Here is a 21,112-nt window from a genome sequence, read left to right as displayed (position 1 = left end):
GGCGACATGGCCGGATCTCGACGACAGGGCGCCAAGCGCCGCTGGGAGGCGCTGCTGGCGCGCCCGTTGCTGCTGCCGCCCAGCGCTTTCCTGACGCTCAGCCTGCGTCGTCTGGCGCGGGCCCATCCCGAGGCTTTCGTCCGGCTGGGCGAGCATGCCCAACGGATCTATCTGATCGCGCCGACCGACCTGCCATTGGCCTTCTGTCTTCGCCCCGCCGGGACCGAGGGGGCGATTCGGTTGGTTGCGGCCGGCGACGCGCCGGAGGCGGCGGTCCGGATTCGCGGCGCCTTGCTGGATCTCCTGCAGCTGTTCGACGGCACGATGGACGCCGACGCCGCCTTCTTCTCGCGGCGGATTCAGGTGGAGGGCGACACCAGTGCGCTGGTCGCCCTGCACAATGCGTTGGAGGCGGCCGACCTGACCTTGGCCGACCTGATCGGCGCGCCGCGACCGACCCGCGATCTCGTCAATCGCGGCCTGAGCTGGACGACCCAGCGCTGGCGGAGCGCTTGAGCGTGGGGTCGATCGAACTGGTCTGCCCCGCCGGCTCGCCGCCGATGCTGCGCGCCGCCGTCGAAGCCGGCGCCGACAGCGTCTATTGCGGCCTGCGCGACGAGACGAACGCCCGCAACTTCCCGGGCCTGAACTTCTCGCCCGCCGAGATGAACGAGGCCGTCACCTTCGCCCGGGACCACGGCGCCAGGGTGCTGGTGGCCATCAACACCTTCGCCCGCGCCGGGGCCGACGAGACCTGGCGACGATCGGTCGATACGGCGGTCGCCGCTGGGGCGCACGCGGTGATCGTCGCCGACATTGGCGTGCTCTCCTACGCCCGCCAGGCCTATCCGGACCTGCGCCTGCACCTGTCGGTGCAGGCCGCCGCCAACTCCGCCGAGGCGATCGCTTTCTACGCCGAATCCTTCGGGGTTCGCAGGGTAGTGCTGCCGCGCGTGATGACGGCGCCCGAGATCGCGACCCTGGCCAAGGCGACCAGCGTCGAGTTGGAGGCCTTCGTGTTTGGCGGCCTGTGCGTGATGGCCGAGGGGCGCTGCGCCCTGTCGTCCTACGCCACGGGCCGCTCGCCCAACCTGTCCGGCGTCTGCTCGCCGCCCGAGGCGGTCAGTTTCGAGACCGACGCGAACGGTTTGACGCCACGTCTGGCCGGGGTGGCGATCGACCGCTTCGCGGCGGACGAGGCCGCCGGCTATCCGACCCTGTGCAAGGGACGCTTCGAGGCTATGGGCGACACCTCATACCTGTTCGAGGATCCGGTCAGCCTGAACGCCATGACGGTGCTGCGCGATCTGCGCGCCGCCGGGGTCAAGGCGATCAAGGTCGAGGGCCGCCAACGGGGCAAGACCTATGTCCGGCGGGTGACCGAGGCCTTCCGGGGCGCGATCGACGCTTTGGACGCCGGCCGCGACTGCGAGCCTTTCGCCCGCATGCTGACCGACCTGGCCGAGGGCGGACGCGAGACCGAGGGCGCCTACAAGAGGAAATGGCGATGAGCGACCTGGAGCTGACCGTCGGTCCGCTGATGTTCCTGTGGTCGCCGGAACGTATCGCCGACTACTACGCCCAGGTCGCCGCCGCCCCGGAGGTGTCGCGCGTCTATCTGGGCGAAGTGGTCTGTGGCAAGCGCTCGCCGTTGACCGTGGAATCGCTGCTGCTGGCCGAGGAGGTTCTGACCCGCGCGGGCAAGTCGGTGGTCTGGGCCAGCCAGGCGCTACCCGCAACGCCGCGCGAGGCGCGGGCGGTGCGCGAGCTGGCCGAGGCCAGCGCGCTGCTCGAGGTCAACGACGTCGCGGCCCTGGCCTGTCTGCCGAAGGGCGCGGCCTTCGTCGCCGGGCCGATGCTGAACCTCTACAACGAAAGCGCGGTGGCGGCCCTGGTGGCGCGGGGCTGTCAGCGGATCTGCGCCAATGTCGAGCTGTCGCTGGACGCCGTCGCCGCGATCGCCAAGGCTTGCCCGCAGGTCGAGATCGAGCTCTTCGCCTATGGCCGGCTGCCCTTGGCGCTGTCGGGGCGCTGCTACCACGCGCGGGCCCACAAGACGCATAAGGATGGCTGCCTCTTCGTCTGCGAGACCGATCCCGACGGCATGACCGTGCGCACTGTCGACGGCGAACCCTTCCTGGCGGTCAACGGCATCCAGACGATGTCGCACGGCGTCCACCTGGCCGACGCCGAGGTCGGTCGCTTGGCGGCGGCGGGCGTGAAGGCGCTGCGGATCTCCCCGCACACGGGCGACGTCCGGGCCGTGCTGGCGGCGTTCGGCGCCTTCGTGCGCGGAGAGCTGGACGGCGCCGGACTGCGAGCGGCGGTGGCGGCGACGCGGCCGCCGGGACCGCTGATCAACGGCTATCTGCACGGCGAGGCCGGTATGCTGTCGATGGAGGTCCTGTAACGTGCGGGTCGATGTCGCCATCGTGGGCGGCGGGATCGCCGGTGTCGCCCTGGCCGCCCGTCTGACGCCTCATCTGAAGGTGGCCCTAGTCGAGCGCGAACCCGCCCTGGGCAGCATGACCACCGCGCGGTCGGCGGCGATGTTCCTGCCCTCGTACGGCGGGCCCGACGTCGGCCCTCTGACTCGCGCCAGCCGCGCGTTCCTGACGGCGGCGCTCGACCCGATCGGCGTGATCTTCCAGCCGCGCCAGGCGCTGCATGTCGGCCGCCTGCCGCACCTGGCGCCGTTCGGCCTGACCCAGGCCGCGGATGTCCCCCTGGAGGCGCTGTCACCGCGCCAGGCCGTGAACCTGTTCCCGATCCTGCGGGAGGACGTGATCGACGGCGCCTGGCTGGAAGCCGAGGCCGGTGACATCGACGTCGCGGCCCTGCTGGACCTGTTTCGCCGCATGGCGCTCGAGGCCGGCGCTCATCTCATGGTCGACACGGGCGAGCCCGGGATCGAGCGGCGCGGCGATGGCTGGCGGCTGGCAGGCGCGCACGGGACGCTGGAGGCGAGGATCCTGGTCAACGCGGCCGGCCCGTGGGCCGACGCCCTGGCCGAGGCGGCCGGTGTCGCCGCCCTCGGCCTGACGCCGCTGCGCCGCACCGTCGTCCTGGCTCCGCCGGTCGCACGCGAAGGGTTCTCGGCCTGGCCGATCGTCAAGGACGTGCGCGAACGGTTCTATTTCCGGCCCTACCACGGCGCCCTGCTGATCACCCCGGCCGACGCCCAGCCTTCGCGACCTTGCGACGCCGCGCCCGAGAAGGTCGACATCGCGCGAGCGATCCTGCGGTTCGAGACCATGTGCGATCACCGAGTGGCGCGGGTCGAGCGCAGTTGGGCGGGCCTGCGGACCTTCGCCCGCGATCGGGCGCCGGTGATCGGCTGGGCGCCTGACGCCCCGAGCTTCTTCTGGCTGGCGGGGCTGGGCGGCTTCGGCGTCCAGACCTCGCCCGCGGTCAGCCAACTGGCGGCGAGCCTGATCCTCGGCGAGGAAACGCCGGCAGAGCTGACCGCCCACGGTGTCGACCCTCGTCGCTACGCGCCAGCGCGACTGGCGTCTTGACCGAAATCGGCTCGAACATTGACGACGGTCAAGGTTCGAGGGGCCCCTAAGGGCCTATAGCGATGGACCGGCGCCCTTGTTGAAAGCCCTTCGCATGACTCTCAAACCCGCCGATCTCCTGCGTATCCAGCAGTTGCCGTTGCTGCGGAGCGCTTCCGCCGAGACCTTCACGAGGCTCACGCGCAGCGCGTTCCTGCAGCGCTTTCCGCGCGACGCCCAACTGACGGCCGAGGGCGAGGTCAACGACTTCCTCTACGTGCTGATGGAAGGCGCGGTCGAGCTGGAAGGCACGTGGAATGATCGAGATTCGACGCTGGCCCTGTTGCGGCCGTTGTCGACCTTCGTCCTGGCCTCGGTGATTTTGGACGTGCCCGCCCTGATGACCGCGCGCACGATCGCGCGCAGCCAGGTGCTGATGATCCCCGGCGAGACCTTCCGACAGGCGGTGCGCGAGGACGCGGCGCTGTCCTTCGCCGTCGCGGAGGAGCTGTCGGGTTGCTACAGCGGCGTCGTCAGGGTTCTCAAGAACTACAAGCTGCGCGGGGCGCTGGAGCGCCTGGCCAACTATCTCTTGGTGCAGCAGCGCCGGCAGGGCGGCGGACCGACCCTGCGCCTGCCTTGCCAGAAGCGGGTCCTGGCCTCGCTGCTGGGCATGACGCCGGAGAACCTGTCGCGCGCCTTCGCCACCCTGGGCAGCCATGGCGTCCAGGTCGACGGGGCCAATGTGACGATCAATCGTCCCGCCGCGCTGGCCCGCCTGGCCAAGCCCGACGCCTTGATCGACGATCACGCCGAGGGCGACGAACAGGTCACGGGGCGGGCGGATCGCGAACGCCGGAGCTATGGTCAGGCGGAGTTGGACCGCTTCTGATGGCCTACCGCTCGATCAAGACCTACGGGCCCGAACGCGGCCTGACCTGCGCCTATCGGCAGTGGGCCGCGTCCAGCCATTGCGCGCTGCTACACGGCTATTCGCTGGGCTTCACCTTCACCTTCGCCGCCGAGCAGCTGGACGCACGGGGCTGGGTGGTCGATTTCGGCGCCGGCGGCTTCGGCAAGATCCGGACCTGGCTGCACGAGATGTTCGACCACACCCTGCTGGTGGCGCAGGACGATCCGGCGCTGATCGAGTTTCAGCGTCTGGCCGACCTCGGTCTGGCCCAGGTGCGGCTGACGCCCAGCGTCAGCTGCGAGGGCTTGGCCGCCTTCGTGTTCGATCACGCCCAGCTGATCATCGAGGCCGCCACCCAGGGACGTTGCTGGGTGGAGTCGGTGACCTGCCACGAGCACGGCGCCAACAGCGCCGCGTTCGAGAATCCGAGAGCGGTTGTGCGCAAGATCGGCGCCGAGGTGATGACCGAGATCATCGGCAGGCTTTGAGCATCGTCGGCGGGGCCTCGCGGAAGGGGTTCAGGCCGCCGGCGTCCAGCGTCGCCAGAAAGGCTTCCGTCGCCGGGCCCAGCAGGGCAGGCAAAGCGCAATCGGGCTCCAGCGGGCAGGGCGCGCAGTCGAGGCGCGGCAGGCAGGCCTCCAGGACCACGACCACGCTGGAGGGTTTGACCGGAAGGCCATCGCGGGCGCGGACGCCGCCGCGACGACCGCGGATCGTGGCGATCAGCCCTTCGCAAGCCAGGGTGTGGACGACCTTGCTGACGTGATCACGCGGCGACCGCGTTCTCTCGGCGATCGCGCCGACCGTCAGGGGATGTTCCGTCGCATCCAGCAGCGCGACGATCCGCAATCCCAGAAGCGCGCGTTCGGTCAGGCGCAAGGCGAGATCTCCGTAGTGACGCCGAAAGTGACGCCGAAGACGCCTTTCGCCGTCATTCCAGCGTGCGCGGATGGGTCGCGCCATGCGCCAGATCAAGTCCGCCGACGTTTTGACGGTGCGCAATGACGTCCGGCGCGGTCATCGTTTTCGATGACGGCATGGATGATCGTATCGATGTCGTGACACTGGCCATCGCGCTGCCGGGCGCTTCGGCGATCCTGCGGGCGGCGGGCATCAACTTCCAGGCCGGCGACCAGCCGAGCCTGGCGGAGGCCGCGCGCGCCCGGCGCATCCCGTTGGAGGCCTTGCTGACGCGCCTGGACACCCACGCCTGGGCGCTGTCTGGCGAGGGCGAGGAGAGCGATCCCGACGCGTGGGCCGAGGCCCAAGGGCTGCTCTTCGCTGAGGGGGTAAGGTTGGCCCGAGGGCTGGAGGCGCGCTTCGCCCACCGACCTGGCTGTCCCAACGGCTTGGCCAGCGCCATGCAGGATCTGGCCGACTCCTTCGCGCGTCACGACGCCGTCGAACGTACGGCCGGTTCGAACCCCGATCCGGCCCTGATCGCCCGCCTGATCGACGATCACCGGTTACTTAAGGAAAAGCTCGACCATATGGCCCACTGGCTGGGCGCGCCGGCTTCTCTGGGCGCTCTGGGCGCCGCCGGAGCCGTGCTGGCTGGGGTTTGGCGAGCCTTGGACCGCAACGTACGCCGTCGCGTGGAAATCGAGGATCGCCTCATGACAGGCGACCGCGACAAGCTGTCCTGAGCAGTTTGCGCATGCACAAAGAACGCGACGAGTGGAGGTCTACCCATCAGGCCATCGGCGCCGCTCGGGCGCCCGAGGATAGGAAAATGAAAGCCCTCGCTCTCTTCGCCACCGCCGCGACCCTCGCCCTGACCGGGGTTGCTGGCGCCGTCGCCGCGACGCCCGACGCTCCGGCCCCCGCCGTCGCCGACATCGTCCGGCCCGCCACCGACCTGCCGGGCCCGATCGCCCGCCGCGCGCCCGCGACCGTCAAGGTCGACCTCGTCACCCAGGAAATCGTCGGCAAGCTGGCCGACGGGGCGAGCTACAAGTTCTGGACCTTCAACGGCAAGGTGCCCGGCCCGATGGTCCGCGTCCGGGTCGGTGACACGGTCGAGGTCACGCTAAAGAACGCCGCCGACAGCGAACACATGCACAATGTCGATTTCCACGCCGTGACCGGTCCCGGCGGCGGCGCGGTCGCCACCATGGCCGACCCCGGCGAGACGAAGACCTTCACCTTCAAGGCCCTGCAACCCGGCCTCTACATCTACCACTGCGCCACCCCGATGGTCGCCCAGCACATCGCCAACGGCATGTACGGCGCCATCCTGGTCGAGCCCGAGGAAGGCCTGCCCAAGGTCGATCACGAGTTCTATGTGGTGCAGGGCGAGATCTACACCGACGAGGCCATCGGCTCGAAGGGCCTGCTGAACGAGAGCATCGAGAAGCTGCTCAACGAACAGCCCGAGTACTACGTCTTCAACGGCGGCTTCAAAGCGCTGACGGGCGAGAAGGCCCTGCACGCCAAGGTCGGCGAGACCGTGCGGATCTTCTTCGGGGTCGGCGGTCCCAACAAGACCTCGAGCTTCCACGTGATCGGCGAGATCTTCGACCACGTCTATCCCTACGGTTCGGTCACCAGCCCGACCATCAAGGACGTGCAGACCGTCACGGTCGCGCCTGGCGGCGCCACCATCGTCGACTTCAAGCTCGAGGTCCCGGGCAACTACATCATGGTCGACCACGCGCTGAGCCGCCTGGAACGCGGCGGCGCCGGCATCCTGACTGTCGAAGGCCCGGCCAACCCCGACGTGTTCACCGCGCCGCCGAACCCGCACAAGGGTGGCGGTCACTAAGCGGACACGCCTACCGGGGCGGCGAGCGATCGCCGCCCCTTTTCTTTCCGACAGTTAGTCAGGTTTATCCCATGAGACAGCATGTCCTGCTGGCGCTCGCGGGCGCGAGCGCGCTCGCCTTCGGCGCGCCCGCGATCGCCGCCGACGCCCCCACCAATTCTGGTCAGCTCCTGCTCGAGGCGCGAACGCGCTACGAACTCTACGATCCCGACGGGGCGGACGCCGAGGCGATCACCACCCGGATCCGCCTGGGCTGGCGACAGCCGATCGCCAAGACCCTGGCCGGCCTCATCGAGATGGAGGCCGTCGGCGCGCTCGAGGACGCCTATGCCGACGGCGTCCATGCCCGCCCGGGCAAGGCGGTGATCCAGGATCCCGAAGGCGTCGAGCTGAACCGCGCGGTGATCGAGTGGCGCCCGAACCCCAAGCTGGGCCTCGACGTGGGCCGCCAGCGGATCATCCTCGGCAACGCCCGCTTCGTCGGCAACGGCGGCTGGCGCCAGAACGAACAGACCTTCGACGCGATCAAGCTGACCGCCAAGCCGACCAAGGCCGTGACGGTGACCTACGCCTATGTCGATCGGGTCCGGCGGTCGCTGGGCCACAAGTCGCCGCAGGGCGTCTGGCGCGGCGACGCGCACCTGATCCAGGCCGAAAGCGACCTGGGGGCGATCGGCAAGGCCAGCGCCTACGCCTTCCTGTTGGACTTCGACAACGCCGCGACCCAATCATCCAAGACCTTCGGCGTTCGCCTGGCCGGGGCGAGGGGGCTACGCCCGGGCCTGAGCGGAACCTGGGAGCTGGAGCATGCCAACCAGAAGGATTGGGGCAACAATCCACAGCGCTATTCGGTGGACTACGACCTGGTCTCGACCGGGCTGAAGACGGCAAAGTCCGCCGTTTCGCTGAACCTGGAGCGACTGGAAGGCGACGGCGTGCATGCCTTCCAGACCCCGCTGGCCACTCTGCATCCCTTCCAGGGCCTTTCGGACGTGATCGGCGCGACGCCGGCCAAGGGCGTGCGGGACGTCTTCCTGCGCGGCGCGACGACGGTGGGGACCAAGCAGCCGCTGAAGCTGGGCGGCGAAGCCCACGACTTTAACACCACGGTCGGCGGCCAGAACCTGGGCCGCGAGATCGACGCTACGGTGTCGACGCCGCTGGCCAAGGGCTGGACCTTTGAGTTGGGCGTGGCTCGGTTCGAGACCCAGTCCAAGACCTATCCCGACGCCACGCGGGCCTGGGCCAGCCTCGACTTCAAGCTCTGATCCAGCCGAGAGGCGCGAAAGGGAAGGGCCCACCTAGGCGGGCCCTTTTTCGTGCGGTCATCCCGTAACGCGGTGGATTAGCCGCACTTGGAATAGCCGCAGTCGGTGCAGGTGTCGCAGCCTTCCTTGCGGATCAGGCCGGTGCTGGCGCAGCGCGGGCAGACGGCCGGGCGAGGGACGTCGGCGTGATGAGGATGATTGTCCGGTTCGACCGCCTCGGCGACCCGAGGTGTCGCGGCGACGAACTCGTGACGCAAGTGCCGCTCGACCACGCCGCCGATCGCCGCCGGCAGGGATGGCACGTAGCGTCCGGACAGCCAGGCGCCGCCCTGCGGATCGAACACCGCCTTCAGCTCATCGGCCACGAAGCCGACGTCGCCGCCGCGCCGGAATACCGCCGAGATCATCCGGGTCAGGGCCAGGGTCCAGGCGTAATGCTCCATGTTCTTGGAGTTGACGAAGATCTCGAACGGTCGGCGCTGGCCGTCGATCTCGGCGTCGTTGACGGTCACGTAGACCGCGTGGGCGCTGTGGGGCCACTTGATCTTGTAGGTGACGCCCGCCAGGGCCTCGTCGCGCGCGGCCAGCGGCAGGTCGGGGGCAGGCTCATCGGCGGGCGACGGCGGCGCGTCGACCGATAGGACCGAACCCGTCACCGCGTTGGGGCGATAGGTCGTCAGCCCCTTGCAGCCCGTGCGCCAGCCTTCGAGATAGACGTCGCAGAAGGCGTCGAAGGGAATGTCGGCCGGGCAATTGACGGTCTTGGAGATCGAGCTGTCGATCATCGACTGGGCGGCGGCCTGCATGATCAGGTGCTCGCCCGGCGACAGGGTCTGTGCCGAGACGAAGACGTCCTCGGGCGGTTCGGCGTCGCCGTGCAGGCGCTTCCAGACGGTCAGGGCGTAGTCCTCGACCGCCTCCTGGCGCGTCGAGCCGTCGGGCTGACGGACCTTGCGGTTATAGGCGTAGGCGAAGACCGGCTCGATGCCCGACGAGACGTTGCCGGCGACCAGCGACGTGGTGCCGGTCGGGGCGATCGAGGTCAGGCAGCCATTGCGCAGGCCGTGTTCGGCGATCAGGGCGCGGGTCGCCTCGTCGAGGTCCAGCAGGTTCGGGCGGTCCAGCACGTCCGGGTCATAGGCCGGGTAGGGGCCCTTCTCGGCGGCCAGCAGCGCCGAGGCGCGATAGGCCTCGCGCTTGATGATTCCCAGCCAGCGCTTGGTGGTCTCGGCCGCCTTTTCGGAGCCATAGCGTTGGCCGCAGAAGATCAGGGCGTCGGCTAGGCCGGTGACGCCCAGGCCCAGCCGCCGCTTGGCGCGCGCCTCGTTCGCCTGGGCCTCCAGCGGGAAGCGCGAGACGTCGATGACGTTGTCGAGGAAGCGGATGGCGATACGGGTCAGTTCGGCCAGCCGCTCCTCGTCCAGGGTCGCGTCCGGCGCGAAGGGCGTGGCCACCAGGCGAGCCAGGTTGATCGAGCCCAGCAGGCACGCGCCATAGGGCGGCAGCATCTGCTCGCCACAGGGGTTGGAGGCGCTGATGGTCTCGCAGGCGGCCAAGTTGTTGCGGGCGTTGACCCGGTCGACGAAGATCACGCCCGGTTCGGCATAGGCGTAGGTCGCCGTCATCAGCCGGTTCCACAGATCGGCCGCGCGGACGGTCCGGAACACCTCGCCGCCGAACACCAGCGGCCATTCGGCGTCGGCGGCCAGGGCTTCGAAGAAGGCGTCGGTGACCAGCACCGACAGGTTGAAGTTCCGCAGGCGGACCGGATCGCGCTTGGCGTCGATGAAGGCCTCGATGTCGGGGTGGTCGATGCGCAGGCACCCCATCATCGCCCCGCGCCGCTGGCCGGCCGACAGGATGGTGCGGCACATCGAGTCCCAGACGTCCATGAAGCTGAGCGGGCCCGAGGCGTCGGCGCCGACGCCGCGCACGGGCGCGCCGGACGGACGGATGGTCGAGAAGTCCATGCCCACGCCGCCGCCCTGCTGCAGGGTGATGGCCGCCTCGCGCAGGTGTTCGAAGATGCCCGGCAGGTCGTCGGGCAACGCGCCCATGACGAAGCAGTTGAACAGCGTCACGGCTCGGGCGGTGCCGGCGCCGGCGAAGATTCGGCCGGCGGGCAGGAACTGGAAGTCGGTCAACGCCTCCAGGAAGCGTTCGCGCCAGCGCTCGCGGGTTTCTTCCGGTTCGGCCAGGGCAATGGCCTCCGAGACCCGTCGCCAGCTGTCCTCGACACCGGCGTCGCCGCCGCCGTCGCCTGGGGTGAACTGGTATTTCGCGGCCCATATCTCCGCTGCGAGGGGAATGTCGAAGGCCATGATCCTGCTCCGTCACCAAAGGGCAGGAGAGGCTGACGGATTCGACCGCGGTCGAGATTGTCGAAGGACAAGGATCCAAGACCGCCTGGCCCTCGTGAATCTCGCGACCGCTTGCGCTGGCGCAACGTCGGCCAACCCTGGCCGGCCTATCGATACGGGCAAGCGAGCGGGTTCTTCCGTCCGCAAATGAAGGTGATCCAAGATGTTTAAATCCGTTCTACTGGCCGGTGTCGTCGTGGGCGCGCTGGCCGTCGCCGGCGCGGCTGGCGCGGCGGAACTGCAGGTCAAGATGCTGAATTCTGGCTCGCAGGGCATGATGGTCTTCGAGCCGGCGACGGCGAAGCTGAAGGCCGGTGACACGGTCCGTTTCATCCCGACCGATCCGGGCCACAACGTCGAGACCATCAAGGATATGTGGCCGGCCGGCGTCGCCGAGGTGAAGGGCGTGATGGGCAAGGAAGTCGTGGTCAAGTTCGCCAAGACCGGCGTCTACGGCTTCAAGTGCATGCCCCACTGGACCATGGGCATGACCTTTGTGGCCAAGGTCGGCGACGGCAAGCCGAACGCCGCCGACGCCGAGGCGGCCATCGCCAAGGCGCCGCCGCTCGCCAAGAAGCGCCTGACGGCCGACTTCGCCACCCTGAAGTAGTCGGAAGGTCCAGAAACGCCAGCGCCGTCGTCCTGAGGACGACGGCGCTTTTGGCTTTTTGAAGTTCAGTTTGATGTCAGGCGGGTTCGGCCAGATCGACCAGAGCATCCAGCTTGCGAACGATGATCCGGCGGCGCGCGCTGCCGGTGATCCCGCGGTCGTCCCAGGCCGCCAGGGTGCGGCTGACCGTGTGCAGGGTCGAGCCCGCCATCTCCGCCAGTTCCTGGCGGGTGATCGGGAAGTCGATCTCGATGCCGTCCGGGGTCTTGCGGCCGGCTTGCTGGACCAGGCGCATCAGGGTGCGCGCGATCCGCTGCTCGACCTTCTCGCCGGCCATTTCGCCGACCCGATCCTGCATCTCGAACAGGCGGGCGCCGGCCGAGGCCGCCGAACCCATCGCCACCTCGGGATAGCGCGCCATCAGTTGGCGCATGGTCGCCACGGTCCAGTAGACCTCGACACTGTCGACCACCGCGACGGCGTCGGCGGGGAAGGGCTTGCCCATCAGCGCGGCGACCGTGCCGTACATCTCGCCGGGGCCGATGAAACGGATCACCGACTGGTTGCCGTCGGGACGGGCCTGGACGATTTTCACCCGGCCTTCCAGCAGGGAATGACAGGTCAGACCGTCGTCGCCCTGGGCGAAGATCACCCGCCCCGCGGGCAGGCCGCGCACGGTTCCGGCGGCCAGAATGGCCGAGAGCGCTTGGGCGTCGAGGCTGCGGAACATGTCCCCGCCGCGGAGAATTTGAGGGTCTATCGTGGCGGTCGTGGCCATGGGCGAGCCTTCGATGGAATCAGGCCATCAGGACTAGGCGCGTGGGCGGTCCAGCTGAATCCCGGTATTCTACCTAGGGCGAACTCCCGAATGTCGGAGCGCCCGAACCTGTTGCTAAGCCATGGTCGACGCCAGCCCGGGGAGCCCGCGCCGATCATGAACCTCGCTTTCGCCACTCTGCCTTGTCCTGTTGCGCCGCCCACGTTGCTGGGGCCGACGCTGGTTCCCATCGGCGTGACCATCCGCCGGGCGCCGGGCGAAGAGATCTTCGCCGAGGGCGAGCCGGTCGACACCGTCTATCAAGTGATGTCGGGCACCGTGCGGACCTACCGCCTGCTGGGCGACGGCCGCCGCCACGTCTGCGACTTCCACGCCCCCGGCGACCTGCTGGGCCTGGAGGCGGTCGACGAATACTGCTGCTCGGCCGAGGGCATGACCGACGTCATCCTGCACGCCATTCCGCTGAAGGCCCTGCGCCGCCTGACGACCGAAGATCCGCTCCTGGGGCAACGGTTGCTGTCGATCGCCACGGGCGGGATGCAGCGCAGCCAGAACCATGCCTCGATGCTGGCCCGCCTGGGCGCGGTCGAGCGTGTCGCGGCCTTCCTGGTCGACTTCGCTCGCCGCTTCGACGCCGACGACGAGCTGGACCTGCCGATGACTCGCCAGGACATCGCCGACTATCTGGGCCTGACCATCCACACCGTTTCCCGGACCCTGTCCCAGCTTCAGGACCAAGGCCTGATCGACGCCCGCACCTCGCGTCGCGTGCGCCTGCGCCGGCAGGACCAGCTTCTAGGACTTTGCGCATGACTTCCTCGGCCCTGACCCCCGCCCAACGTGTCCATGCCGAACGTAATCTGCCGCGCTACACCAGCTATCCGACGGCCCTGGCCTTCGACGCCCAGCAGGCGTCGGAGGCCCACGCCTGGATCGCCGGCACGAACCCCGCGGACAAGCTGTCGGTCTATGTGCACGTGCCGTTCTGCCGGCGGCTGTGCTGGTATTGCGGTTGCCACACCTCGATCGCCCATACCTACGAGCGGGTCGGGACCTTCTTCGAGACCCTGACGCGCGAGGTCGACCTGGTCGCCGCGCGGCTGGGCGAGCACGACGGCCTGGCGCACCTGCACTTCGGCGGCGGCAGCCCCAATGCGCTGAGCCCCGAGGACTTCGCCGCCCTGGTCACTCAGCTGAAGGCGGCCTTCCGCCCGCGTCCGGGCGCGGAGATCGCCGCCGAGCTGGATCCCGGCATGCTGTCGGAGGCCTTCGTCGACGCGGCCGGCGACGTCGGCGTCAACCGGGTCAGCCTGGGCGTCCAGACCTTCGACCCGACGGTCCAGGCCCTGGTCAATCGTATCCAGCCCTACGACCATGTGGCCCGCGCGACCGAGCGCCTGCGCAAGGTCGGCGTGGCCGGGCTGAACTTCGACCTGATGTACGGTCTGCCGGGCCAGAACCCCGAGAACGTCTACGAATCCGCGCGCCTGGCGGTGCAACTGCGTCCCGACCGGGTGGCTGTGTTCGGCTACGCCCATGTGCCGTGGATGAAGAAGCACCAGACGATGATCCGCGAGGCCGACCTGGCCGATCTGGACGGGCGCTGGGCTCAGGCCGAGGCGGCCGACGCGGCTCTCGTCGAGGCGGGCTATGTTCGTATCGGCCTCGACCACTACGCCCTGCCGGAGGACGCCATCAGCCGCGCGCTGGCCGAGGGACGCCTGCGCCGGAACTTCCAGGGCTATACCGACGATCCGGCCCCGGTGCTGGTCCCGATCGGACCCTCGTCGATCGGCCAGTTCCGCGAGGGCTTCGTGGGCAACCACGTCCCGACCGACCAGTGGTCGGCCGCCGTCGCCCGTGGCGAGCTGCCGCTGAACCGCGCCCTGGCCGTCGACGACGAGGACCGCGTCCGCGCCGCCGTGATCGAACGCCTGATGTGCGACATGCGCGTCGATGTCGCGGCGATCTGCCGCGACCACGGCTTCGCCGAGAACCATTTGGCGGAAAGCCTCGCGGCGACAGACGCCTTGCAACTGGCCGGCCTGTGCGAGCGGAACGGCGCGGTGGTGTCGATCCCCGAGCCCGCGCGCCGCCTGATGCGCGTGGTCGCGGCCGCCTTCGACGCGCGCCTGCCGCAGGCCGCGACGCGCCACGCCAAGGCCGTCTGACCGGCGAAGGTTGCGCCCCGACAACGTCGCCGGGCGCGCCGGCGCGCATCGTGATCCCCGAAACCGCCGAATGGGAGAGTCCCGACCGGCGAGGGGAAGCGAGATGAACACGCGAAGACTATGGTTCGTCCTCGCCCTGGTCATGGCGGTGTCGTTCACCGTCCTGGGGCTGATGGGACGTGAAATCCACCGGCAGGCGCCGCCCATCCCGACCCGCGTGGTCGATGCGAGCGGGCAGGTCCTGATCACCAAGGCCGATATCGAGACCGGGCAACTGGCCTGGCAATCGATGGGCGGCCAGCAGGTCGGTTCGATCTGGGGGCATGGCGGCTATGTCGCGCCCGACTGGTCGGCCGACCAGGTCCACCGCGAGTCGGTGGCGCTGCTGGACCTGTGGGCCCAGCGCGACTTCAAGGCGCCTTACGACACCCTGGCGCCCGAGCGTCAGGCCGCCCTGCGTGAACGCCTAAAGCGCGAGGTGCGGACCAACACCTACGATCCCAAGAGCGGCGCGATCACGGTCAGCGCCGACCGCGCCCAGGCCATGCGCCAGGTGCGGACGCACTACGAGACCCTGCTGGGTTCGGACCCGGCGTTGGAGAAGCTGCGCGAGCAGTACGCCATCGCCAATGGCGCGGTGAAGGATCCGGCCCGCCGCACGGCCATCGCCGCCTTCTACTGGTGGACCGGCTGGGCGGCCAGCACCGACCGTCCCGGCTCGGACATCACCTACACCGCCAACTGGCCGCACGAGGAACTGATCGGCAACCGGCCGACCACCGCCACGATCGTCTGGTCGGTGGCCAGCGTCATTCTGCTGATCGCCGCCGTCGGCGCTCTGGCCTTCTGGCACGCCCGGACCAAGAGCGAGGACCATCTGGTCGCGCCGGCCCAGGATCCGCTGGCGGCCCTGAAGCCCACGCCGTCGATGAAGGCCACGGGCAAGTACTTCCTGACCGTGATCGGCCTTTTCCTGCTGCAGGTCGGCCTGGGCGCCGTCACCGCCCACTATTCGGTCGAGGGTCACGCCTTCTTCGGCGTTCCTATCTCGGACATCCTGCCGTACGCGGTGACGCGCACCTGGCACACCCAGCTGGCCGTCTTCTGGATCGCCACGGCCTGGCTGGCCACCGGTCTCTATGTCGCGCCGATGATCTCGGGTCACGAGCCCAAGGGGCAGAAGCTGGGCGTGGACCTGCTGTGGGTCGCCCTGGTCGTCGTCGTGCTGGGTTCGATGGCCGGCGAGTGGCTGGGCGTCCAACAGGTCTTCGACCTGAACACCAACTGGTGGTTCGGCCACCAGGGCTGGGAATATGTCGACCTGGGCCGCTTCTGGCAGATCCTGCTGTTCGTCGGCCTGATGAAGTGGCTGGTCCTGGTTGGCCGCGCCCTGTGGCCCGCCCTGAAGGCCCCGTCGGAAAGCAAGCCGGTTCTGTGGATCCTGTTCCTGTCGACGATCGCCATCGGCCTGTTCTACGGCGCGGGCTTCATGTGGGGTAAGCACACCCACATCAGCATGGTCGAGTACTGGCGCTGGTGGGTGGTCCACCTGTGGGTCGAAGGCTTCTTCGAGGTGTTCGCCACGGCCGTCATCAGCCTGCTGATGGTCAAGCTGGGCCTGGTCCGCGCCAAGTCGGCCAACGGCGCGGTGCTGTTCGGGACCATCGTGTTCCTGTTCGGCGGCGTGCTGGGCACGGCCCACCACTGGTATTTCGCCGGCACGCCGGTTTCGGTCATCGCCATCGGTTCGGTGTTCTCGGCCCTCGAGGTCGTGCCGTTGGCCCTGATCGGCGCCGAGGCCTTCGAGACCTTCAGCCACACCAAGGCCGTGCCCTGGGTCGCGACCTATCGCTGGCCGATCCTGTTCTTCGTCGCGGTTTCGTTCTGGAACCTGCTGGGCGCGGGGGTCTTCGGCTTCATGATCAACCCGCCGGTCAGCCTGTACTTCATCCAGGGCCTGAACACGACGGCCACCCACGGCCACGCCGCGCTCTTCGGGGTCTACGGCATGCTGGGGATCGGCCTGCTGCTGTTCTGCTTCCGCGGCCTGGCGCGTCGGGAGGCCTGGGACGACCGCCTGCTGGCCGCGACGTTCTGGCTGCTGAACGGCGGCCTGGCGATGATGATCTTCCTGTCGCTGCTGCCTGTCGGCGTCATCCAGGCGATCGCCAGCATCGAGCACGGCCTGTGGTTCGCCCGCTCGCCGGCGGTGATCCACTCGCCGCTGGTCCAGACCCTGGTCTGGATGCGGGTGCCCGGCGACGTCGTCTTCGCCGGCGGCGCGCTGACCCTGGCGGTGTTCGCCGCCAAGCTGGTGCTGGGCGTTCGCCGCCCGGCCCCGAAGAAGGCCACGACCCCGGTCGCGGCCGAGTAGATCCAAGACCCCCGGGCCAGGCGCGCGACCATCGCGCGCCTGGTTTGCTCGGCCGGACGCAGCAAGCGCGTCCGGCCGCTTTTTATGGCGTAGCCGTGGCCCAGCCGCCGCCCAGCGCCTGGTAGAGCGCGATGGCGTTCTGTAGTCGGGCTTCGCGGACCTGAGACAGCGCCAGCTCGGTGGCCAGCAGGCCGCGCTGGGCGTCCAGCTCCTCCAGATAGGCCACGTAGCCAGCCTGATAGCGCTTGCGGGCGTGGTCGAGGGCCGAGGCGGCGGCGGCGCGCTGGCGGACGGCGGCCTCTTCCTGCTCGGCCAGGCGGCCGGTCCCCTCCAAGGCGTTCTCGACCTCTCCGAAAGCGGTCAGCGCGGTCCTGCGATAGCCAAAGGCGGCCTGGTCGCGGCGGGCGGCGGCCGCGTCCGACTGGGCGCGCAGGCGACCGCCGTCGAAGATCGGAGCCAGGACGCTGGTCCCAAGGCTCCAGACCGTGACTGGATCCAGATGCTCGACGAACAGTCCGCCACCGGCGGCCGACAGGCGCACCTGGGGCAGGAAGGCGGCGCGGGCGGACGCCAGACTGGCGTCGGCGGCGGCCAGGGTGGCTTCGGCTTGGGCGATGTCAGGGCGGCGCGCCAGCAGGGACGAGGGCAAGGGGGCGGCCGGCTGCGGGATGGCCAGGGCGTCCAGCGGGCCGCGCGTCACCGCGCCGGGGGCGTCGCCGACCAGCAGGGTCAGGGCGTTTTCCTGGCGGCGGATGGCCAGCTCCAGGGCCGGAACGCGCTGGGCGGCGGCCTCCTGTTCGCCCTCGGCCTGGCGCAGCTCCAGGTCGGAGGTCACGCCCTCGCGGGCGCGACGGCGCGCGCGGACGACGGCTTCCTGGCGCGAGCCCAGGGTGGCGTGGGCGGTGGCCAATTGGGCGTCCAACGAGGCCAGGGCGACATAGGATCGCGCGACGGCGGCGGCCACCGACAGGCGCGCGGCGTCGCGGGCGTAGCCGCTCGCCTGCAGGCTGGCGCGGGCCGCGGCGTCGGCTTGCCGGATGCGCCCCCACAGATCGACCTCGTAGGCGAACTGCAGCTCGGGCTCGGCGGCGGTGGTGATGGTGGGAACGCCGAAGGCGTTGAGGTCGCGGGTCTTCTGCGCGCCAGCCGTCAGGTTCAGCGACGGCAGCAGCGCGGCGCGGGCTTGGCGGCTCTGGGCCTCGGCCTCGCGCACCCGCGCCTCGGCCACGCCGAGGTCGGCGTTGCGGATCAGGGCGGTGGCGACCAGGTCGGAGAGGCGCGGGTCGCCGAACGCCTTCCACCAGTCGGCGGCCAGGGCGACGTCCTTTGGCTCGGCTGGCGCGCGCCAGGCGGCGGGCGGCGTCACGATGGCCTCGGGGGGCGGCGTGGTCCTGGGGCCCGGCGTCGTGCAGCCAGCCAGGACGCCGAGACCCGCCACGGCGAGCAGGGCGCGGCGCATCAGCGGCGGCCCTTCGCGTCGACCTCGGCCTCGACCGACATGCCTGGACGCAGGCGGGCGAGGTCGGGCTGGTCGGCGTCGAGCACGATGCGCACCGGCAGGCGCTGGGCGATCTTGGTGAAGTTGCCGGTCGCGTTCTGCGGCGGAAGAATGCTGAACTCCGAACCCGTCGCCGGCGAGACCTGCTCGACCCGGCCGTTGAACTTCTGGTCGCCCAGGGCGTCGACCGTGATCACCGCCCGCTGTCCCGGCCGCATGCGACCGGACTGGCGTTCCTTGAAATTGGCGATCACCCAGCGCTGGGGCGGTACCACGGTGACCAACTGGCTGCCGGCGGTGACGTATTGGCCCAGGCGCACGCCCACCTGGCCCAACTGCCCGTCGGTCGGCGCGGCGACGAGGGTGTTGGTCATGTCGATCTCGGCCAGGCGCAGGGCGGCCTTGGCCGCTGCGACGGCGGCTTCCAGGCCTTGGCGCGAGACACCGACCGAGCGGACGTCCTGGCGGGCGATCTCCTGGCCGGCCCGGGCCGAGGTCAGGGTCGCCTCGGCCGCGCGCAGGGCGGCGCGGGCCTGGTCGCGTTCGCGTAGCGACACCGAGCCGTCGGTGGCCAGGTCAGCGACGCGGGCCATGTCGGCGCGGGCCCGCTCGACCTGGGCCTGGGCCGAGCCGATGTCGGCCTGGCGGCTGAGCAGGGCGGCCTCTCGCGAGGCGCGGGCCTGAGTGGAGTTGGCCAGATCCGCCTCGCGTGCGGCCAGGGTGGCGCGGGCCTGGTCCAGCCGCTGGGCGTAGATCCGCTGGTCGATCTCGAACAGCGGCTGGCCGGCGCGGACCGTCTGGAAGTCCCTGGCCATGACCTTGACGACATAGCCGCTCAGCTGGGGCGCGATCACCGTCACCTGGCCCCGGACGTAGGCGTTGTCCGTCCGCTGCACCGAGCCGGCGAAGGGCGGCAGCTTCCAGAAGTAGAGGATCAGCAGCACCAGGACGAGCGCGCCCCCGATCGTCAGGATGATGGCGCGCGCGGACGGCGGCTCGGGCCGGGCGGGCGGCGGCGCGGCTGCGGCGGCGCGGTCTTCCGGCTGGGACGCGGGTTGGGACGAGGGCGGCGGCGAGGGCGCGTCGGTCATGCGGTCTCTCGAGCGGGAAGGGGGCGGCGTCGTCGCGCGCGGCGCGGCGGCCGCCTTCATGCGTCGGGCCAGGAGGAAGAACAGGAAGCCGGCGTAGAAGAACTGCAACAGGGCGACGACCCCCACGACCAGGAAGACGTCGTTGAAGGCCAGCACATTGGCCTGCTGGGTCAGCTGCTGGGTCAGAAGGGCGCTGGCGTCGGCGGCGCGGAAGGCCGGGTCGGCCTGGGTCGAGGCGTAGACCCCGGCATAGCCCTGCAGCGTGGCCGCGACGGTGGGATCGGCGCCGGTCAGATGCTCGGCCAGACCCACGGCGTGGGATTGGGCTCGCACCGTCTGGAACGTGCCCAGCATGGCCGCGCCAAACAGGCCGCCCAGGTTTTGGGCGACGCCGAACATCACCGAGAAGGTGATGATCGAACCCAGGCCTCGGGTCAGCAACTGGCCGATGCCGAACATGAAGGACGGCCCCAGGAACATCGCCGCGGCGAAGGCCAGCAGCGCTTGGCTGATGAACAGATTGGCCGGGCCGATCTGGGGCGTGGCGCGAGCGTCGAGGAACGAGCCGACGGCGATCAGCAGAACCGATAACAGGAACTGCGGGGCCAAGGTCTTCTGGTTCAGGGTCATGGCGCTGATCACGATGCCCGCGGCGGTGGCGGCCAGCACGATGGCGTAGAGCAACCGCTGCTGCTCCTGCGCCAGGCCCAGGGCCGACATCAGGCCGGCGGCGCCGACGCTCTGTTCTGACAGGATGATCCGCACCAGCGCGACATTCAGGCAGAAGCGCAGGAAGGCGCCCGTGGCCACCCAGCGCGTGTCGATCAGCGGATGGGCGCGACGGTGCTCCACCAGCGCTCCGGCCGCCAGAAGAATGACGGCGGCGGCCAGGCACCAGCCCAACCAGGGCGCCTCGAACCACCAGACGATGCGGCCCAGGCCCAGCACCGCGACCAACAGGCCAAGCCCGCCGCCCAGCAGGGCGAAGGTCACGGCGTCCGTGCCCTCGAAGACGTGGATGCGCACGCCCTGAGGAAGGCGAAACAGAGCGACGGCCGCTAGGCTGACGGCGGCCAGGCAGGCTTCCAGCGCGTAGAGCCCATGCCAGTAGGCTGCGTCGAGCAAGCCGGTCGAGATGACCCGGGCCAGGGGCGCGCCCAGCTGCGAGACGCCGACGCCCAGCACCAGGGCGCCCATCCGGAACGAGGCTGGAAAAGCCTGCAGCATGTAGAACATGGCCAGGGCGGTCAGCGCCGCCGCGCCGACCCCGCTGATCGCCCGCAAGGCCAGGGCCATGGGGAAGTTGTCCAGCGCCAGGTGGGCGAAGGCGGCCACGGTGTAGAGCGACAGGAACACCAGGGCGAACCGGCGGATGCCGAACTGCTGGCGATACTTCACCAGCAGCAGGTTCATCGAGATGTTGGTCATCACATAGATGGTGGTCAGCCACGCGCCCTGGGTGGGCGTCAGGCCCAGCGATCCCTGGATGGCCGGCAGGTTGACCTGGACCAGGGCCGCGCCCAGCGAACTGGTGATGCCGATCAGCAGGCTGATCAGGCCGTGGACGACGCGGAAGCGGGTCGGAAAATACGGTGTCGACGGCGATCCCGGCAGGAGCGGGCGCTCGTGCGGAAGCCAGTCCGGTATCGGTCCGATCTGTTCGCCGTGCTGGGGCATGCCGCCGGACATTGGGGCGGTCGGCGACGCGGGTCAAACCTTGGGTGTGCGGGTTTCGCACAAGACTGTGGACGCATCCTGGCGGGGCAAATCCGACGCGCGCAGCCTTTG

At 69.7% G+C, this 21,112-nt stretch carries 18 protein-coding genes; 13 read left to right on the top strand and 5 right to left on the bottom strand.

Annotated features, from left to right (window positions below):
• Positions 1-6 precede the first annotated feature (6 nt).
• From ubiT to MZV50_RS17935, 6 genes are all read left to right on the top strand, one after another.
• A complete protein-coding gene (gene ubiT / locus MZV50_RS17960; RefSeq protein ID WP_252630662.1) occupies positions 7-516 on the top strand; it encodes a ubiquinone anaerobic biosynthesis accessory factor UbiT in 510 nt (169 codons plus the stop codon).
• A gap of 2 nt (positions 517-518) precedes the next feature.
• The gene (gene ubiU, locus MZV50_RS17955; RefSeq protein ID WP_252630661.1) at positions 519-1,511 is read left to right on the top strand and encodes a ubiquinone anaerobic biosynthesis protein UbiU; all 993 of its coding nucleotides are present in this window, start codon (positions 519-521) and stop codon (positions 1,509-1,511) included.
• Positions 1,508-2,410 (top strand): ubiquinone anaerobic biosynthesis protein UbiV, encoded by a 903-nt coding sequence (gene ubiV, locus MZV50_RS17950; protein WP_252630660.1) that lies wholly within the window; start codon positions 1,508-1,510, stop codon positions 2,408-2,410. The genes ubiU and ubiV overlap by 4 nt, the downstream gene beginning before the upstream one ends.
• A gap of 1 nt (position 2,411) precedes the next feature.
• Positions 2,412-3,518, top strand: coding sequence for an NAD(P)/FAD-dependent oxidoreductase (locus MZV50_RS17945; RefSeq protein ID WP_252630659.1), 1,107 nt, complete (start codon positions 2,412-2,414; stop codon positions 3,516-3,518).
• Between the two features lie 94 nt (positions 3,519-3,612).
• Positions 3,613-4,389, top strand: coding sequence for a transcriptional activator FtrB (gene ftrB, locus MZV50_RS17940; RefSeq protein WP_252630658.1), 777 nt, complete (start codon positions 3,613-3,615; stop codon positions 4,387-4,389).
• Entirely contained in the window at positions 4,389-4,898 is a 510-nt protein-coding gene (locus tag MZV50_RS17935; RefSeq protein ID WP_252630657.1) for a 6-pyruvoyl trahydropterin synthase family protein, read from the top strand. The genes ftrB and MZV50_RS17935 overlap by 1 nt, the downstream gene beginning before the upstream one ends.
• On the opposite strand, the gene MZV50_RS17930 is transcribed toward MZV50_RS17935, so the two are convergent.
• Positions 4,882-5,289, bottom strand: coding sequence for an Rrf2 family transcriptional regulator (locus tag MZV50_RS17930; protein WP_252630656.1), 408 nt, complete (start codon positions 5,287-5,289; stop codon positions 4,882-4,884). The genes MZV50_RS17935 and MZV50_RS17930 overlap by 17 nt on opposite strands.
• Before the next feature lie 158 nt (positions 5,290-5,447).
• On the opposite strand from MZV50_RS17930, the gene MZV50_RS17925 reads away from it, so the two are divergent.
• From MZV50_RS17925 to MZV50_RS17915, 3 genes are all read left to right on the top strand, one after another.
• Positions 5,448-6,056 (top strand): hypothetical protein, encoded by a 609-nt coding sequence (locus MZV50_RS17925; protein WP_252630655.1) that lies wholly within the window; start codon positions 5,448-5,450, stop codon positions 6,054-6,056.
• Positions 6,057-6,142: 86 nt separating this feature from the next.
• A complete protein-coding gene (nirK, locus tag MZV50_RS17920; protein WP_252630654.1) occupies positions 6,143-7,174 on the top strand; it encodes a copper-containing nitrite reductase in 1,032 nt (343 codons plus the stop codon).
• 71 nt (positions 7,175-7,245) lie between these two features.
• On the top strand, positions 7,246-8,442 hold the full coding sequence (locus MZV50_RS17915; protein ID WP_252630653.1) for a hypothetical protein: 1,197 nt from the start codon (positions 7,246-7,248) through the stop codon (positions 8,440-8,442).
• Between the two features lie 77 nt (positions 8,443-8,519).
• Here the strand turns inward: MZV50_RS17915 and MZV50_RS17910 are convergent, their stop codons facing one another.
• On the bottom strand, positions 8,520-10,763 hold the full coding sequence (locus tag MZV50_RS17910; protein WP_252630652.1) for an adenosylcobalamin-dependent ribonucleoside-diphosphate reductase: 2,244 nt from the start codon (positions 10,761-10,763) through the stop codon (positions 8,520-8,522).
• A 202-nt stretch (positions 10,764-10,965) separates the two neighbouring features.
• Here MZV50_RS17910 and MZV50_RS17905 point away from each other — a divergent pair, with 202 nt between their 5' ends.
• Positions 10,966-11,412 (top strand): pseudoazurin, encoded by a 447-nt coding sequence (locus MZV50_RS17905; protein ID WP_252630651.1) that lies wholly within the window; start codon positions 10,966-10,968, stop codon positions 11,410-11,412.
• A 76-nt stretch (positions 11,413-11,488) separates the two neighbouring features.
• Here MZV50_RS17905 and MZV50_RS17900 read toward each other — a convergent pair whose 3' ends face one another.
• Entirely contained in the window at positions 11,489-12,142 is a 654-nt protein-coding gene (locus tag MZV50_RS17900; protein ID WP_252630650.1) for a Crp/Fnr family transcriptional regulator, read from the bottom strand.
• A gap of 204 nt (positions 12,143-12,346) precedes the next feature.
• Between MZV50_RS17900 and MZV50_RS17895 the strand changes: the two genes are divergently transcribed.
• The 3 genes from MZV50_RS17895 (at position 12,347) to MZV50_RS17885 (ending at position 16,735) form a co-directional block, all read left to right on the top strand.
• Positions 12,347-13,003 (top strand): helix-turn-helix domain-containing protein, encoded by a 657-nt coding sequence (locus tag MZV50_RS17895; protein ID WP_252630649.1) that lies wholly within the window; start codon positions 12,347-12,349, stop codon positions 13,001-13,003.
• Positions 13,000-14,361, top strand: coding sequence for an oxygen-independent coproporphyrinogen III oxidase (gene hemN / locus MZV50_RS17890; protein ID WP_252630648.1), 1,362 nt, complete (start codon positions 13,000-13,002; stop codon positions 14,359-14,361). Before MZV50_RS17895 ends, hemN begins: the two co-directional genes overlap by 4 nt.
• 103 nt (positions 14,362-14,464) lie before the next feature.
• Positions 14,465-16,735: a nitric-oxide reductase large subunit gene (locus tag MZV50_RS17885; RefSeq protein WP_252630647.1), complete on the top strand. Its 2,271-nt coding sequence runs from the start codon at positions 14,465-14,467 to the stop codon at positions 16,733-16,735.
• An 82-nt stretch (positions 16,736-16,817) separates the two neighbouring features.
• Here MZV50_RS17885 and MZV50_RS17880 read toward each other — a convergent pair whose 3' ends face one another.
• Together MZV50_RS17880 and MZV50_RS17875 are read right to left on the bottom strand one after the other, a co-directional pair.
• Positions 16,818-18,194, bottom strand: a complete 1,377-nt coding sequence (locus MZV50_RS17880; RefSeq protein WP_252630646.1) for an efflux transporter outer membrane subunit — start codon at positions 18,192-18,194, stop codon at positions 16,818-16,820.
• Positions 18,194-21,013 carry an MFS transporter gene (locus MZV50_RS17875; RefSeq protein WP_354668904.1) on the bottom strand — a complete coding sequence of 940 codons (2,820 nt, stop codon included), beginning with the start codon at positions 21,011-21,013 and terminating at the stop codon, positions 18,194-18,196. Before MZV50_RS17875 ends, MZV50_RS17880 begins: the two co-directional genes overlap by 1 nt.
• Positions 21,014-21,112: the final 99 nt, after the last annotated feature.

The organism is Caulobacter segnis, from assembly GCF_023935105.1.
Taxonomy (GTDB): Bacteria; Pseudomonadota; Alphaproteobacteria; order Caulobacterales; family Caulobacteraceae; genus Caulobacter; species Caulobacter segnis_B.
The sequence above is the reverse complement of the archived record's forward strand: the minus strand, read 5'-3'. Positions and strand labels throughout refer to the sequence as shown.

Excerpts from the sequence above, each read along its gene's own strand:
- MZV50_RS17935 (WP_252630657.1), top strand. The coding sequence starts at position 4,389 with ATGGCCTACCGCTCGATCAAGACCTACGGGCCCGAACGCGGCCTGACC.
- ubiT (WP_252630662.1), top strand. The coding sequence starts at position 7 with ATGGCCGGATCTCGACGACAGGGCGCCAAGCGCCGCTGGGAGGCGCTG.
- MZV50_RS17875 (WP_354668904.1), bottom strand. The coding sequence starts at position 21,013 with ATGTCCGGCGGCATGCCCCAGCACGGCGAACAGATCGGACCGATACCG.
- MZV50_RS17925 (WP_252630655.1), top strand. The coding sequence starts at position 5,448 with ATGGATGATCGTATCGATGTCGTGACACTGGCCATCGCGCTGCCGGGC.
- MZV50_RS17895 (WP_252630649.1), top strand. The coding sequence starts at position 12,347 with ATGAACCTCGCTTTCGCCACTCTGCCTTGTCCTGTTGCGCCGCCCACG.
- MZV50_RS17900 (WP_252630650.1), bottom strand. The coding sequence starts at position 12,142 with ATGTTCCGCAGCCTCGACGCCCAAGCGCTCTCGGCCATTCTGGCCGCC.
- ftrB (WP_252630658.1), top strand. The coding sequence starts at position 3,613 with ATGACTCTCAAACCCGCCGATCTCCTGCGTATCCAGCAGTTGCCGTTG.
- ubiV (WP_252630660.1), top strand. The coding sequence starts at position 1,508 with ATGAGCGACCTGGAGCTGACCGTCGGTCCGCTGATGTTCCTGTGGTCG.
- MZV50_RS17880 (WP_252630646.1), bottom strand. The coding sequence starts at position 18,194 with ATGCGCCGCGCCCTGCTCGCCGTGGCGGGTCTCGGCGTCCTGGCTGGC.
- MZV50_RS17885 (WP_252630647.1), top strand. The coding sequence starts at position 14,465 with ATGAACACGCGAAGACTATGGTTCGTCCTCGCCCTGGTCATGGCGGTG.
- MZV50_RS17910 (WP_252630652.1), bottom strand. The coding sequence starts at position 10,763 with ATGGCCTTCGACATTCCCCTCGCAGCGGAGATATGGGCCGCGAAATAC.
- MZV50_RS17915 (WP_252630653.1), top strand. The coding sequence starts at position 7,246 with ATGAGACAGCATGTCCTGCTGGCGCTCGCGGGCGCGAGCGCGCTCGCC.
- nirK (WP_252630654.1), top strand. The coding sequence starts at position 6,143 with ATGAAAGCCCTCGCTCTCTTCGCCACCGCCGCGACCCTCGCCCTGACC.
- MZV50_RS17905 (WP_252630651.1), top strand. The coding sequence starts at position 10,966 with ATGTTTAAATCCGTTCTACTGGCCGGTGTCGTCGTGGGCGCGCTGGCC.
- hemN (WP_252630648.1), top strand. The coding sequence starts at position 13,000 with ATGACTTCCTCGGCCCTGACCCCCGCCCAACGTGTCCATGCCGAACGT.